This is a genomic window from Streptomyces durocortorensis, from assembly GCF_016901035.1.
Lineage (GTDB): Bacteria > Actinomycetota > Actinomycetes > Streptomycetales > Streptomycetaceae > Streptomyces > Streptomyces durocortorensis.
The window spans coordinates 22,079-36,051 of sequence record NZ_JAFEUF010000051.1 but is presented as its reverse complement, the minus strand read 5'-3'; the positions used below and the strand labels follow the sequence as shown (position 1 = coordinate 36,051).

7 protein-coding genes are annotated in these 13,973 nt (G+C 73.9%); all 7 read right to left on the bottom strand.

The window, feature by feature from the left end; translation table 11 throughout:
* Nucleotides 1-105 precede the first annotated feature (105 nt).
* Nucleotides 106-447, bottom strand: a complete 342-nt coding sequence (locus JS521_RS13160) for a thioesterase II family protein (RefSeq protein ID WP_205083041.1) — start codon at nucleotides 445-447, stop codon at nucleotides 106-108.
* A gap of 46 nt (nucleotides 448-493) precedes the next feature.
* Nucleotides 494-1,480 carry a fatty acid desaturase gene (locus JS521_RS13155; protein ID WP_205083040.1) on the bottom strand — a complete coding sequence of 329 codons (987 nt, stop codon included), beginning with the start codon at nucleotides 1,478-1,480 and terminating at the stop codon, nucleotides 494-496.
* 82 nt (nucleotides 1,481-1,562) lie between these two features.
* Entirely contained in the window at nucleotides 1,563-8,120 is a 6,558-nt protein-coding gene (locus JS521_RS13150; protein WP_205083038.1) for a non-ribosomal peptide synthetase, read from the bottom strand.
* A gap of 1 nt (nucleotide 8,121) precedes the next feature.
* Complete coding sequence (gene ltaE / locus JS521_RS13145) at nucleotides 8,122-9,168, bottom strand: low-specificity L-threonine aldolase (protein WP_205083037.1); 1,047 nt, start codon at nucleotides 9,166-9,168, stop codon at nucleotides 8,122-8,124.
* Nucleotides 9,169-9,221: 53 nt separating this feature from the next.
* Entirely contained in the window at nucleotides 9,222-11,489 is a 2,268-nt protein-coding gene (locus JS521_RS13140) for a pyridoxal-phosphate dependent enzyme (protein ID WP_239487214.1), read from the bottom strand.
* A complete protein-coding gene (locus tag JS521_RS13135; protein WP_205083035.1) occupies nucleotides 11,486-12,496 on the bottom strand; it encodes a GHMP family kinase ATP-binding protein in 1,011 nt (336 codons plus the stop codon). Before JS521_RS13135 ends, JS521_RS13140 begins: the two co-directional genes overlap by 4 nt.
* Nucleotides 12,465-13,970 carry an argininosuccinate lyase gene (locus JS521_RS13130; protein ID WP_307847862.1) on the bottom strand — a complete coding sequence of 502 codons (1,506 nt, stop codon included), beginning with the start codon at nucleotides 13,968-13,970 and terminating at the stop codon, nucleotides 12,465-12,467. The genes JS521_RS13135 and JS521_RS13130 overlap by 32 nt, the downstream gene beginning before the upstream one ends.
* Between the last annotated feature and the right edge of the window lie 3 nt (nucleotides 13,971-13,973).

The window sequence follows — 13,973 nt, the reverse complement described above, 5'->3', positions numbered from 1 at the left end:
GGTCCAGATCTCCAGCAGCCGCTTCTCGCGGGCGGCGCGCGGCGGGGGGGGGGGGGGCCCCCCCCCCCCCCCCCCCGGGGGGGGGGGCCGGCCCCCGCGGTCCCCCTAGGCCGGGGGCGGGAGCGGCGGCGCGGCCCGGGGGGGCCCGGGGGGGGGGCGGGGGCCGCCGCGGGCCACCAGTTCCCGGGTGGCGCCGTGGGCGAGGGCGGCCCCGAAGCTGTGGCCGAAGACGACGAAGGGGTCGGTACCGACGGCGGCGAGGATGCGGTCGGCCGTGCTCTGCGCGGCCGCCTCGAAGGTGGGGTGGAAGGGGAGGCCGAACTCCTCCTCGCGGCCGGGGAGCTGGATCGGCACGGCGGTCAGGTCCGGGGTGGAGAGCGCCTTCCAGTGCCGGTAGACGCCGGCGCCCGCTCCCGCGTACGGCAGGCAGATCAGCCGGGTGCTCACGCCGCCTCCCGTGCCGGGCCCGGGGCTGTTCCAGGACGGCGGGTGTTCACGCCGCCTCCCGTGCCAGGCCCGTGCGGGGCCGTTCCAGGACGCGGGTGCGGTAGCGGATCGTGGTGCGGTACGCCTCGTCGCCCGCGAGGAGTGCGCGGTGCAGCCGGGCGATCTTGTGGTGCGGCACGCCGGGCCACAGGTGGTGGACCGTGTGGAAGCCGTCGCCGTGGGGGTGGAAGAGCAGCCGCTGGCGGAGGCCGATGTTGCTGACCGTGCCGCCGAAGACGGTGTCGGCCTCGCGGTAGAGGTGTTCGTTGGCCTCGCCGACGAAGCGCAGGGCGGGCAGGCCGACGAGATGGGTGGCGAGCCAGCCGAGTCCCGCGGCCACCGACCAGGCCGGGCCGCCCAGGAGGTGGGCGGGGAGCACGATCACGACGGCGCACCACAGGAAGGGCAGTGCGGTGGTGAGGGGCGCGGATCCCATGGAATCCAGCCAGCCGCGCTGGTAGGCGCCGAACCGCCGGATCATGCCGAGGGTGTAGGGCAGGACGCCGGAGCGGTCGAGGTTCTCCAGGTCGAGTTCCTCGTAGCGGGCGCGGTCGGGGTCCTCGGCCGTGCCGAAGCGTCCGTGGTGCAGCAGGTGGCTCGCCCGGTAGTCGTCGATCCGGGCCCCGGTGGGCACCCCCGCCAGCACGGTGGCCAGGACGTCGCCCGCCGTGCGGTGGCGCCGGCTCCAGTTGAAGTGCGACGCCTCGTGGACGAGGCATTCCAGCGCGCGCAGCTGGCGCGCCGCGAGGAGGACGGCGACGGGGAGCGCGATGGCGAGGGCCCACCAGCCGGCGGCGCGGACGGCCGGGGAGGTGGCCGCGAGCAGCAGGGCCACGACGCTCAGATGGTCCACGACGGCGGTTCCGGTGGTCCGCCACAGCCGGGTCGTGTGGGCCTCGGCGATCGCGTCGCGCAGCTGGGAGGGGTTGCGGTAGCCCCTCTTGTAGGCGGCCTCGGGGAGGCCGAGATGAGCGCCCGGTGGTGACGAAAGCATGGAAATCCCCCTGGATGCGGTGTAAAAGGGCGGCGGAGGCGCTGGGCTCTCCGCCGCCCGTGGTGCTGGTGAGAGGCGCGCCCTAGCGGCGCGCGGTGCGGCTGCGGCGGACGATGCGCGGACCGTCGTCCTCGGCGGCGGCAGCGGCGGCCTCCGGTGTGGAGGCCGTGTCGACGACGGCGGCGAGCCCGGCGACCGTCGGCGCCTGGAAGAACTCCTGCACGGTCAGCGGTACGCCGAAGCGGGCGCGGATCCTGGTGAGGGCCTGGATCGCCAGGAGCGAATGCCCGCCCAGGGCGAAGAAGCTCTCCTGGCGGCCGACCCGGTCCAGCCCGAGGAGCGCCGCCCAGATCTCCGCGACCCCGCGTTCGGTGTCCGTGGCGGGGGCCGCGTACGCGAGGCGGGTCGGGCGTACCCCGAGGGCGAGCAGGGCCCTCTTGTCCACCTTGCCGTTCGTGGTGAGCGGCAGCGCGTCGAGCACGCGGTACGCGGACGGCACCATGTAGTCCGGCAGGGCCGCCTCGGCGCAGCCGCGCAGCTGCGCCTCGTCGGGTGCGGGCACTCCGGCCTCCGGGACCACGAAGGCGATCAACTGCCGCCCCACGGACGGGATTTCGACGGGCAGGACGCGGGCCTGGTCGACCGCCGGGTGCGCGGAGAGCGCCGCCTCGATGTCGCCCAGCTCGATCCGGAACCCGCGGATCTTCACCTGGTCGTCGGTCCTGCCGTGGAACTCCAGCATCGCGTCCCGCCGCCAGCGCGCCAGGTCGCCCGTGCGGTACATCCGCGAGCCGGGCGGGCCGAACGGGTCGGCCACGAACCGTTCGGCTGTCAGCCCCGGGCGGCCCAGATAGCCCCGGGCCAACTGGGCCCCGGCCAGATACAGTTCGCCGGTCACGCCCGGAGGCACCGGCTGGAGCCGGGCGTCGAGCACGTACACCTGGACGTTCTCGATCGGCCGGCCGATCGGCGTACGGTCGTGGACGTCGACGCAGTCCATCACGGTGACCGCGACGGTGCTCTCGGCCGGGCCGTAGCCGTTGAAGAACGTGCGTCCCCCGGCGGTCCACAGCGGGACGAGGGAGCCGGCGTACGCCTCCCCGCCGACCGACACCAGACGCAGTCCGGGCAGCCGCTCCGGATCGAGCAGCGGCAGCATCGCCGGCGGGAACTCCGCCACGGTGACGCCCGTGGAGCGCATCAGCTCGGTCAGCACCTCGGGGTCGCGGCGCTCCTCGTCGGAGGCCACCACCAGGGCGGCGCCCGAGAGCAGCGAGCAGTAGACGTCCTGGGCGTGCACGTCGAAGGTGGGCGCCGCGAAGTGCAGGAGCGTGTCGGCGTCGGTCACCTCGTACCGGCGGGTGAGCGCGTGGAAGAAGCTCACCACCGCGTGGTGCTCGACCAGGACGCCCTTGGGCAGCCCGGTGGATCCCGAGGTGTGCACCACGTACGCCGCGTGGCGCCAGGTCAGCGGGCGCACCCGGTCCGCGTCGGCCGGATTCGACTCCTTGCCCGGGGAGTTCACCAGGGCGGCCACGGACTCGACGGTGAACACGGCGACCGGCGCGGCGTTCTCCAGCGTGGTGAAGGTCCGGACGGCGGGCGCGGCGGGCCGGAGCGGCATGTACGCGGCGCCGGACTTCAGCACGCCGAGCATGGCGGTCACCATGTCCGCCGAGCGCGGCAGCACCAGCGCGACCAGGTCCTCGGGGCCCGCGCCTGCCGCGATCAGGTGGTGTGCCACCCGGTTCGCGCGGGCGTTGAGCTCCCCGTAGGAGATCGTCCGGCCGGCCCAGACCAGGGCGGGTGCCTCGGGGGCGCGGGCCACCCGCTCCTCGAACAGCTCGACGAGGGTGGCCGGGGCGACCGGGCAGGTCCGGGAGTTCCGCGTGACGACGAGGTCGGCGCGCTCCTCGGGGGCCAGCAGGTCGACGGCGGCCAGGCGGCGGCCGGGGTCGTCGGCGAAGGCCGCCAGGATCCGGACGAGCCGGTCGCCGAAGTCCCGCGCGCTCGCCTCCTCGAAGAGGTCCACGCTGTACTCGACGTACGCGTCCAGACCGTCGGGTTCGCCGTCCGGGGTGTGGCTCTCGGTGAGGTCGACGTGCAGGTCGAACACGGCCGAGTCGAGGTCGAGCGGGACCGGTTCGGCCCGTACGCCCGGCAGGTCGAGCAGGTCCTCGGTGTCGTTGTGCAGGGTGAGCATCACCTGGAACAGCGGGTGGCGGGTCAGGGAGCGGACCGGGTTGAGCGCCTCGACCAGCCGCTCGAAGGGGATGTCCTGGTTCTCGTACGCGGCGAGGTCGGTGTCCCGTACCCGGCCCAGCAGATCCCGCAGCGTGGGGTCGCCGGAGGTGTCCGTGCGCAGCGCCAGCGTGTTCACGAAGAAGCCGACCAGCTCGTCGAGCGCCTCGTCGGTGCGGCCCGCGATCGGGCTGCCGATCACGATGTCAGTGCCGCCGCCTAGCCGGCCCAGCAGGGCGGCCAGACCGGTCTGGAGCACCATGAAGAGACTGGTCTCGGTCTCCTCCACGCGTTCCAGGAGCCGCCGGTGCAGCGGTGCGGGGATCCGGAACGGCACCGTCCCGCCCTGGTTGCTCGCCACCGCCGGACGCGGCCGGTCCACGGGCAGCACGGTCTCCTCCGGTGCGCCGTCGAGCGCCGTGCGCCAGAAGGCGAGCTGGCGGGCGGCCGTGCTGTGCGGGTCGTCCTCGCTGCCGAGGAGGTCCTGCTGCCAGAGGGTGTAGTCGGGGTACTGCACGGGAAGCGGCGGGAGTTCGGGCGCCGCTCCCCGCGTCCGTGCGCGGTAGGCGGCGGCCAGGTCGCGCCACAGCGGGCCCATGGACCAGCCGTCGCCGGCGATGTGGTGGATCACCAGCAGGAAGACGTGGGTGTCCGGGCCGGTGAGGAAGAGGTGGGCGCGGACCGGTGGGTCGACCGTGACGTCGAAGCCCTCGCCTGCGGCCCGGGAGGCGGCGGCCGCCACCTCCTGCCCGGTGGTCTCCGTGACGACGAGCCGCGGGCGTGCCTCCGTCGCGTCCAGGAGGTGCTGGCGGGGGCCGTCGGCCGAGTCGGGGAAGACCGTGCGCAGCGTCTCGTGGCGGGCGACGAGGTCGCCGAGGGCCGCCTCCAGGGCCGCGTGGTCGAGGGGGCCGGTGAGCCGCAGCGCGGAGGGCATGTTGTACGCGGCCCGCTGGTCCTCGAACCGGTTGAGGAACCACAGGCGTTGCTGGGCGGACGACAGCGGTACGACGGCCGGGCGCGCCGCGCGGACCAGCGGCCTGCGCGCGCCGGCGGCCGCTTCGAGGGCCCGGGCGAGGGCCGCGACCGTGGGCGTCTCGAAGACGGTCCGGATGGGGAGTTCGACGCCGAGCTCCGAGCGGATCCGGCTGATCAGCCGGGTGGCGAGCAGCGAATGGCCGCCGCCGGAGAAGAAGTTGGCGTCGACGTCGTGCCAGGAGCGGCCGAGCACCTCGCCGAAGAGGGCGCACAGCTCCTCCTCGCGGCGGTTCCCGGGCGCCTTCCCCGCCGCCTCCGGGGTGAACGCGGGGGCGGGCAGGGCGCGGCGGTCCAGCTTGCCGTTGGGCGAGAGCGGGAAGGCGTCCAGGACGACGAAGGCGCTCGGCACCATCGCGGAGAGCAGGAACTCCTCGGCGTGGCGGCGCAGTTCGGCGGTGTCCGGGGTGCTTGCCGCGTCCGGTACGACGTAGGCGGCGAGATACTTCCCCTCGGGACGGTCGTCCCGGGCGAGCACCGCGACCTGGGCCACCGAGGGGTGCTTGGCCAGCACCGACTCGATCTCGCCCGGCTCCACGCGGATACCGCGGATCTTGACCTGGTGGTCGGCCCGGCCCTGGAACTCCAGGGTTCCGTCGGACAGCCGCCTGGCCAGGTCCCCCGACCGGTACATCCGGGAGCCGGCCGGACCGTGCGGGTCGGCGACGAAGCGTTCGGCGGTGAGGCCGGGGCGGTCCGCGTAGCCGCGGGCGACTCCCTCGCCGCCGATGTACAGCTCGCCCACGACCCCCGCGGGCACCGGCCGCAGCCGCCCGTCGAGGACGTAGACCCGGGTGTTGGCGACGGGCCGGCCGATCGGGGCCGCGACGGGCCAGCGGGCGGGGTCGGCGGGCAGGGAGTGGACCGTCGCCCCGTGCGCCTCGGCGGGGCCGTACAGGTTGTGCAGCCGACGGCCGTTCCCGGTGTGGTGGGCGCGGGCCCGGTCGTCGAGGGTGAGCGCCTCACCGGCCTGCTGGACGTCGGTCAGCGAGGACAGCGCGAGCCCGAGCTCCTCGGCGGCCTCGTACACCGCGTCGATGACCGGGGCCGGTGCGTACAGCTCGTTGACCTGGTGGCGGTCCAGCCAGCGGGCGAGCTGTTCGGCGCTGCGCCGGGTGTCCTCGGTGGGCACCACGAGCGTCTTGCCGGAGATCAGCGTGGAGAGGATCTCCTGTACGGAGACGTCGAAGCCGACCGCGGTGAACTGGGCCGTCCGGGCGCCGGTCATGCCCGCCATCGTGTCCCGCTGCCACAGGATCAGGTTGCGGGGACCTGCGGCCGGCATCAGGACGCCCTTGGGGCGGCCCGTGGAGCCGGAGGTGTAGATGACGTACGCCGTGTTCAGGGCGGTGAGCGGCGCGGTGCGCTCCGCGTCCGTGGGGTTCGTCGCCGGGCGGGCGGCCGTCCCGGCGATCAGCGCGGGGTCGTCCAGCAGCAGCCGCTCGGCGCCCTCCGGCACCAGGTCCGCGGTCCGGGAGTGGGCGATCGTCAGCGCCGGGGCGGCGTCGCCGAGGAGGTAGGCGACGCGGTCGCGGGGGTAGTCCGGGTCCACCGGGACGTACGCAGCACCGCTCTTGAACACGGCGAGCAGCGCCACGATCATGTCGAGCGAGCGGGGCACGAGCAGGGCGACGGACCGCTCCGGGCCCGCTCCCCGGGCGATCAGGGTGTGGGCGAGCCGGTTGGCCCGCTCGTTCAGCTCGGCGTAGCTGAGGGTCTCCCCCTCGAACATCACGGCGGTCGCGCCGGGCGTCCGGGCGACCTGCTCCTCGACCAGGGCCGGCAGGGTCGCCCCGGTGACGGGTGCGGTGGTGGCGTTCCGTCCGGTGATCTCCCGCGCGTGCTCCTCGGGCGTGAGGAGGCCGATCTCGTCGACGCGGGCGTCGGGCGTCGTCAACAGGGCCCGGAGGGCGGCGAGGTAGTGGTCCGTCATCCGCCGTACGCGGTCCTCGTCGTAGAGGTCCTTGCTGTAGACGAAGCGGCAGGCGGTGCCCTCGGGCCCGGCCTCGAAGTGGACTTCGAGGTCGAAGCGGGTGACGCGGTCCTCGATCTCCAGGAAGCGCACGTCCAGCCCGGGTACGCGGGTCTCCTCGCGCAGGTCCAGGTAGTTGCACATGACCTGGAAGACCGGGTTGAGGCCCGGGTCGCGGTCGGGGGCCAGCTCCTCCACCACCCGGCCGAAGGGCGCTTCCTGGTTGGCCTGGGCGGACAGCAGGCTCTCGTGCGTACGCCGCCGGAGCTCGGCGAGCGTCGCCCCGCCGGGCACCCGGGAGCGCAGCGCCACCGTGTTCACGAAGAACCCGACGATGCCCTCGAACTCCTTGCGGGTCCGGTTGGCGACGGGCGCGCCGACGATGACGTCCTCCTCGCCCGTGTAGCGGTGCAGCAGGACGGTGAACGCGGTGAGCAGGACGCTGAACGGGCTGATCCCCTCACGTCGGCACAGCGCCCGCAGCTCCCGCTCCAGGTCGTCCGGGAGCGCGGCCAGGAGGGTGCCGCCGTCGAAGGAGGGCCGGGCCGGGCGGGGCCGGTCGGCGGGTATCCGCAGAACGGGCAGCTCGCCGGCCAGTTCGGTCTTCCAGTGGTCGACCTGGCGGCGCAGGTCGCCGCCGACGAGCGACTCCTGCTCCCAGCCGGCGTAGTCCGCGTAACCGAGCGGGAGGGCGGGCGGGGTGGCGGGTGTGCCGGAGACGCGGCCCTCGTAGAACTGCCAGAGCTCCCGGGAGAAGACGCTCTCCGACCAGCCGTCGGTGACGATGTGGTGGAAGTTGAGGAAGAGGTGGTGGCGGTCCGCGCCGGGCCCGGACCGGAACACGGCGGCCCGCAGCAGCGGCCCCTCGGTCAGGTCGAACGGTATCTGCGCCGCGTCGGCCATCCGGCGCAGGACCTCCGCCTCGACCGCGTCCGGCGTGGCGCCCGGGACGTCGGTGCAGGGGATGTCGAGCGTGAGGGCGGGGGCGATCCGGAGCACCGGTTCGTCCGCCTCGCGGCCCAGGACGGACCGCAGCATCTCGTGCCGGCCGACCAGGTCCTGGAGTGCGCCGCGCAGGGCGTCCAGGTCGAGCGGCCCGTCGACGCGCAGGGCGAAGGGGACGTTGTAGGCGGCGTTGCTCCCGTGCAGCTGGTCCAGGAACCACAGTTGGCGCTGGGCGCTGGAGGCGGGCAGCGGGCCGTCCCGGTCCACCGGGCTGATCGTGCCGTCCGCGAAGACGTCCCGGTCCGTGCTGAGGAGCATGTCCAGCAGTTCGGCCTGGAGGTTCTCGGTGCTTTCGGGCACCGTCATGCCGGTGCCGTGCGCGGCCGTGCCGGTGTCCTGTGGCGCTGTGCCGGTGCCGTGTGCGGCCGTGCCGGTGTTGTGCGGTGTCATGTCAGTGCTCCCGTCCGTCGGCGAGCACCCGGCGCACGATGGACAGCGCCCGGTCGATGTCGGCCTCGGTGACCCCGTTGTGGGTGACGGCGCGCAGCCGGCCGTGGCCGAGTTCGGCCAGCGCGAGACCGTGCTGCCCGGCCGCCTCGACGAAGGTCTGCCAGGTGAAGCGGGGGTCGCTCACCCGGAACATGACGATGTTGGTCTGCACGGCGCCCGGGTCCACGTCGATGCCGTCGATCCCGGCGAGCCCCTCGGCCAGCCGCAGCGCGTTCGCGTGGTCGTCCTGGAGCCGGTGCAGGTCGTCCAGGGCCACCAGCCCGGCCGCCGCGATGAGGCCCGCCTGCCGCATGCCGCCGCCGAGCATCTTGCGGGCCCGCCGCGCCTCCGTGATGAACTCGGCGGTGCCCACGACCATCGAGCCGATCGGGGCCCCGAGCCCCTTCGAGAGGCAGAACTGCACGGAGTCCGCGTACTGCGCGATCTCGCTCACCGGCAGCCTCAGCGCGGTGGCCGCGTTGAAGACCCGCGCCCCGTCGAGGTGCACCGCTACCTCGTGCTCGTGCGCGAACTCCCACACCTCCTTGAGATAGGTCTGCGGCAGCACCACGCCACCGCACCGGTTCTGGGTGTTCTCCAGGCAGATCAGCGAGGGCAGCGCGAACTGCTCGTCGTCCGGGTCGTCGGGGAAGCCCCGCCGCAGGTCGGACAGGAGCAGCCGGCCGTCGTCCTGGTTGGGGACCGGCTCGTACATGACGCCGGCGCAGACCGTGGCTCCGGCCGCCTCGTAGATGTAGATGTCGCTCTCCGCACCGACCAGCATCTTCGAGCCGCGCGGGGCGTGCGTCATGATCGAGACGAGGTTGGCCATGGTGCCGCTGGGCAGCAGCAGACCCGCCTGCTTGCCGAGCAGTTCGGCGGCGCGCTCCTCCAGTTCGAGGACGGTCGGGTCCTCGCCGTAGACGTCGTCGCCGAGGCGGGCCTCGTTCATCGCCCGCATCATGGCGGGGGTGGGCAGGGTGAAGGTGTCGCTGCGCAGTTCAATCATGGTCGGTGCTCTCTTCGCTGCTGGTCTGTGGGTGGTGTCGGAGCGCCGGGGGCTCAGGTCTCGGGGCTCAGCCGGACGTCGACGGTGCGCAGGGCCGCGTCCAGGGCGTCCGCCACCTCGGCGGAGCCGGCTCCGGCGGCGACGATGTGGCCGAGCCGGTCGTAGGCGTTCTGCGCCGGGCGTACGGCCGCGCCTTCCCGGGCGGTCACGGTGACGCGCTCGACGCCGTCCAGGGCCCGGGCCTCGTCGGCGCCGGCCACGGTCTCCAGGGTTCCGGGGCGGTCGGCCAGCAGGAACTGGATGCCCGCGTGGCCGCTCCGGCCGGCGGCGAGGTCGACGGGGAGGGCGGCGGCGGCCCGGATCTGCTGCTCCAGCAGGTCGCTGCCGGTGGCCAGCCGGATCAGCTCGGGGATCATGCCCCCGGCCAGCCGCGGGTTGATCTCGATGACCGCCGGTCCGTGCTCGGTGAGCTTGACCTCGGTGTGCGTGGGGCCGGTGCGGATGCCGACGGCCTTCAGCGCCCGCCGTACGGTCTCGGCCAGCTCCTCCCGTACGGCTTCGGGCAGTTCGGCGGGGAACAGGTGCCGGCACTCGACGAAGTGGGGAAGGCCGGTGAGGTGTTTGGCGGTGACGCCGACGCAGACGGCCTCGCCGTCCTCGCTGAACATCTCCACGCTGTACTCGGGGGCGTCGAGGTATTCCTCGACCAGCACGGTGCGCGCGGTGGGCAGCCCGCGGACGTTGGTGTGCACGGCGAGCACCCGGGCCGCGTGGGCGACGGCCTCCTCGACCGTGGTGCACAGGAGCACGTCGTTGGAGCCGGAGTCGTCGGCGGGCTTGACCACGCACGGCAGCCCCACCTCAGCCACCGCCCCGGCGGTCCGCGCCTCGTCCGTCACCACGGCGAAGCGGGGCTGGCCGACGCCCGCCGTCGCCAGGGCCTGCCGCAGCCGAGCCTTGTTGCGGCAGGCGACCGTGGCGTCCTCGGGGTTGCCGGGCAGGCCCAGCCAGTCGGCGAGCGCGGCGACCGTGGGCACGTAGAAGTCGCTGGTCGTGGTGATTCCGGCGATCTCCTCGCGGCGGAAGTGCTGCTGGATCAGCCCCCGCAGGGCGGGGAGGTCGTTGGTGTCGCAGACCAGCACCTCGCACCCGGTCCCGTCCAGCCCGGCGTAGCGCTCCGGCTTCGCGGTGAGCAGGACGGCGGTGAGACCGAGACCGGCGGCGGTGCGCAGCGCCTGGACTCCGGTGCCGCTGGTGTTGGCCTCGACGAAGAGGAGGTGGCGGCGGCGTTCGGGGCGGCCGCTCAGCTCGGCGCGGGACCAGGCGTACACCTCGGTGCCGTAGTCGACGGTGACGGGGGCCTCGGACAGCGGCAGGTCCGCCAGCCGGTGCTCCTGCCAGTAGGCTTCGCTGTAGACGGTGGTGGTGTACCGGTCGCCCCGGTCGGGGAAGATGCCCGCGATCCGGGTGCCGGGCGCGGCCCGCAGCGCGGTGTCGCACAGCAGCCGGTAGACGGAGCCGGAGGTGTTGCCCGCGAAGATCTGCTGCTCGCGGGCGAGCGCGCGGGTGGCGGTGAACGCCTCGTGGTCGTTGAGCCAGTGGACCTCGTCGATCTGGGTCCGGTCGAGGTTGTTGGGGTGCAGGCTGTTGCCGAGCCCGCTCTGCTTGCGGCCCGGGACGTCGGGCTGGTCGAAGAGGGTGCTGCCGACCGAGTCGACGCCGATGACCCGGAGTCCGGGCAGGTGCCGGCGCAGGGCGCGGGCGGTGCCGCAGAGGGAGCCGCCGCTGCCGACCGCGCCGACCAGGATGTCGATGGGGCCGAGGTCCGCCAGGATCTCGGCGGCGAGCGCCCGGTAGGCCCCAGGGTTGTCGGGGTTGCTGTACTGCTGCGGCCAGAAGGCGTCGGGCATCTCGCGCATGAGTTCCGCGAGCCGGGCGAGCCGGGCGCCCTGCCAGCCGCCGTCGGTCATGGCCGGCACGACGTGCACATCGCAGCCGAGCGCCAGCAGCTTCGCCATGGTCGTCGGGTCGGTCCGCGGGTCGGTGACGATGTGCACGGGGTGGCCGAGCGAGCGGCCGACCAGGGCCACGCCGAGCGCCATGGTGCCCGAGGAGCTCTCCACGACGGGGGCGCCCGGCCGGAGCACGCCCAGCCGGCGGGCCTCGGCCACGATGTTCCTGGCCACCCGGTCCTTCATGCCGAAGGCGTTCGCGAGCTCCAGCTTGGCGTACACCTCGGTGCCCGCGGAGGCCGGCAGGTCGAGGCGGACCAGCGGTGTGTGGCCGATGGCTTCGTTCATCGAGTCGAAGATCATGTTCATGCCCCCCAGGCACGGTCGGTGTGCGAAGAACGAGCGGGTGCGGGCACGGCCCGGCGGGCGCCGGAGTGCCAGGCGTCGCCCGTGCCGAGCGAGCGGTGTACGGAGGTGGCGCCGGGCAGTTCGGCGCAGGCCGCGCGGGCGGCGGCCACCTTCGTCTCCAGGGCCGGGTCGTCGGCGGCGTAGAGGATGCCGAGCACGGTGCCGCTGTGCGCGCAGACCACCCCGAGCCCGCCCGTCGTGGCGCTGATCCGCTCCAGCTCGGGCAGCCGGCGGCGGGGCCGCAGCCGGGCGTTGAGCTGGGCGCTGCGGGTGGCGCCCAGCCCCCCGGTGGTCAGGTCGCCCGCCCGGACGGCGTCGCACAGCCGGTCCAGCAGCTGCGCGTACTCCCGCTTCTCGGCCTCCCCGGCCGGTTTCGCCGCCCGGTTGTGCACGATCGTGTCGACCTGGCCGCCCTCGTCGTGCGCGACGATCACCAGGGGCGGCAGGGCGCCGAGGGCCTCGCGGAGTTCGGCCTCCCGGTGGTAGTAGGCGACGATCTCGTCGTACATGACGCCGTCGGTCGGTTCGATCTCCCGCAGGAACGACTCGATCGTCGGGGCGTCGAACGCGGTGCCGAGCGCCGCCGCCACGGCACGCGCCGTGGCCACCAGGTCCGCCGACGAGCTGGCCATGCCCTTGCCCTCGGGCAGGTCGCTGTCCAGCTCCAGGACGCCGCCGCCCCCGTGGCCCGCCGCCGCGAGGGCGAGCCGGGCGATCCGCAGGGCCTTGCGCTTGTGCGGCGGCCAGACGACCAGTCCGCTGCTGTCGGGGAAGTGCTGGAAGGAGGCCGTGCTCCACGCGGCGACCGGGAAGGTCACCATGAAGTGCCGGTCGCTGCCCGGCAGCACCCCCTGCAGCAGTTCACCGAAGGTCCCGAAGGCCCGGCCGGTTCCCCGGGCCGCCCCGTCCGTCGTTCCCCGGGCCGCCCCGTCCGTCTCAGACAGCACCGTGCGCGGTGTCGCTTCCATCTGCACTCTCCCCCGTTCCCCGGGCGTCGACCGCCCTGTCCTGCCATTCCTTGACGAGCCGCTCGCGCTCCGCGCCCTGGGCGCGCAGCGCGTCGGCCACCGCCTCCGGGTGCGTGGACCCGGAGGACTTCATACGGAGCAGCGCCCGCTCCACGTCGAAGGCGTCGCCCAGCGTCCCGGCCGGGTCGCGCAGGACCAGGCCCTGGGTGGCGGCGGCCTCGCGCAGCAGCTCCGGGTCGGTGTCGGCCGGGGCGAGCCCGGCCTCCGACGCCGCCACGACGTACCGGCCGGCGATCACCTGGGCGCGGCGCCAGGGGATGTCCTCGGTGAGCGTGAGGGAGTTGGCGAGCGAGAAGCCGCCGAGGAACTCCCGGGCACACACCCGGGCCATCCGGTCGGTGTCGAAGTCGAGATGGCGCAGGACTTCGGTGAACAGCCGCAGGGTGCTGCGCAGCGTCTCGAACGACTGGTTGACGTACGCCCCGGCCTCCTTGGACACCTCGACGGTGTTGGAGTACGGCGTGTTCCGCTGACCGAGGCTCGCGTCCAGGTGGAAGGAGGACAGATGGGCACTGCGGCCGCGGATGCGCTCCAGGACCGGGAAGTTCTTCTTCTGCGGCATCGCGGAGGAGATCCCGCACAGCTCGTCGGGCAGGTCGATGAAGCCGTACTCGCTGCTGCCCCAGGCGAGCAGATCCGTGGCGAAGCGGCTCAGCGTCACCCCGAACACCCCGAACTCCGCGGTGATTTCGAGCGCCCAGGCGCGGGAGGCGACGGAGGTCAGCGCGTTCGGCTGGACCCGTCCGAAGCCGAGCAGCCCGGCCAGCCGGTCGCGGTCCCAGGCCAGCTCCTGCCCCGACATGGCACCCGCGCCGAGCGGGCACGCGTCGAGGGATTCGTAGGTGGCGAGGAGCCGGCGAAGGGTGTGCTGGACGTGCTCGGAGAGCGCGGCCAGATGGAAGCCGGGCGTGATGATCTGGGCGGCCTGGTGGTGGGTGTAGCCGGGCATCGGCCGGTCGGCGGTGCGGGCGGCCAGCGCCCGCGCGGCGGCCTCGAACTCCAGCAGGTGCTCCGCCGCCTCGACCAGCCTGGCCCGCCCGAACATCAGCTGGGCGCAGGCCTGGAGGTCGTTGCGGCTGCGGTCGACGTGCCAGGCGGGGACGGGGGCGGAGAGCCCGGCCTCCACGTGGCGTTCGAGGGCGAACGCGATGTCGGACATGGTCGACTGCTGGTTGGCCGCCAGGACGTCCTTCGTCGCGCCGGCCAGCAGGCCGTCGAGCTCGGCCGCCTGCTCGGGGGTGACGAGCTCCATGCGGGCGTACTCGGCGACGAGCGCCCGCTCGATCCGCACGTAGAACGGCAGGAGGTGCTCGGACTCGTAGCGGAACTGCGGATCGAGGATCTCCTCGCGCAGCAGGGTGCTGGGGCCGCTCGCGATGCGGCCGGTGAGCGCGGTGTCGTGCGACGTGTTCACAGG

What these genes read in the sequence shown, in the direction of transcription:
- JS521_RS13155 (WP_205083040.1), bottom strand. Translation starts at nt 1,480, where the DNA reads ATGCTTTCGTCACCACCGGGCGCTCATCTCGGCCTCCCCGAGGCCGCC.
- JS521_RS13150 (WP_205083038.1), bottom strand. Translation starts at nt 8,120, where the DNA reads ATGACACCGCACAACACCGGCACGGCCGCACACGGCACCGGCACAGCG.
- ltaE (WP_205083037.1), bottom strand. Translation starts at nt 9,168, where the DNA reads ATGATTGAACTGCGCAGCGACACCTTCACCCTGCCCACCCCCGCCATG.
- JS521_RS13140 (WP_239487214.1), bottom strand. Translation starts at nt 11,489, where the DNA reads ATGAACATGATCTTCGACTCGATGAACGAAGCCATCGGCCACACACCG.
- JS521_RS13135 (WP_205083035.1), bottom strand. Translation starts at nt 12,496, where the DNA reads ATGGAAGCGACACCGCGCACGGTGCTGTCTGAGACGGACGGGGCGGCC.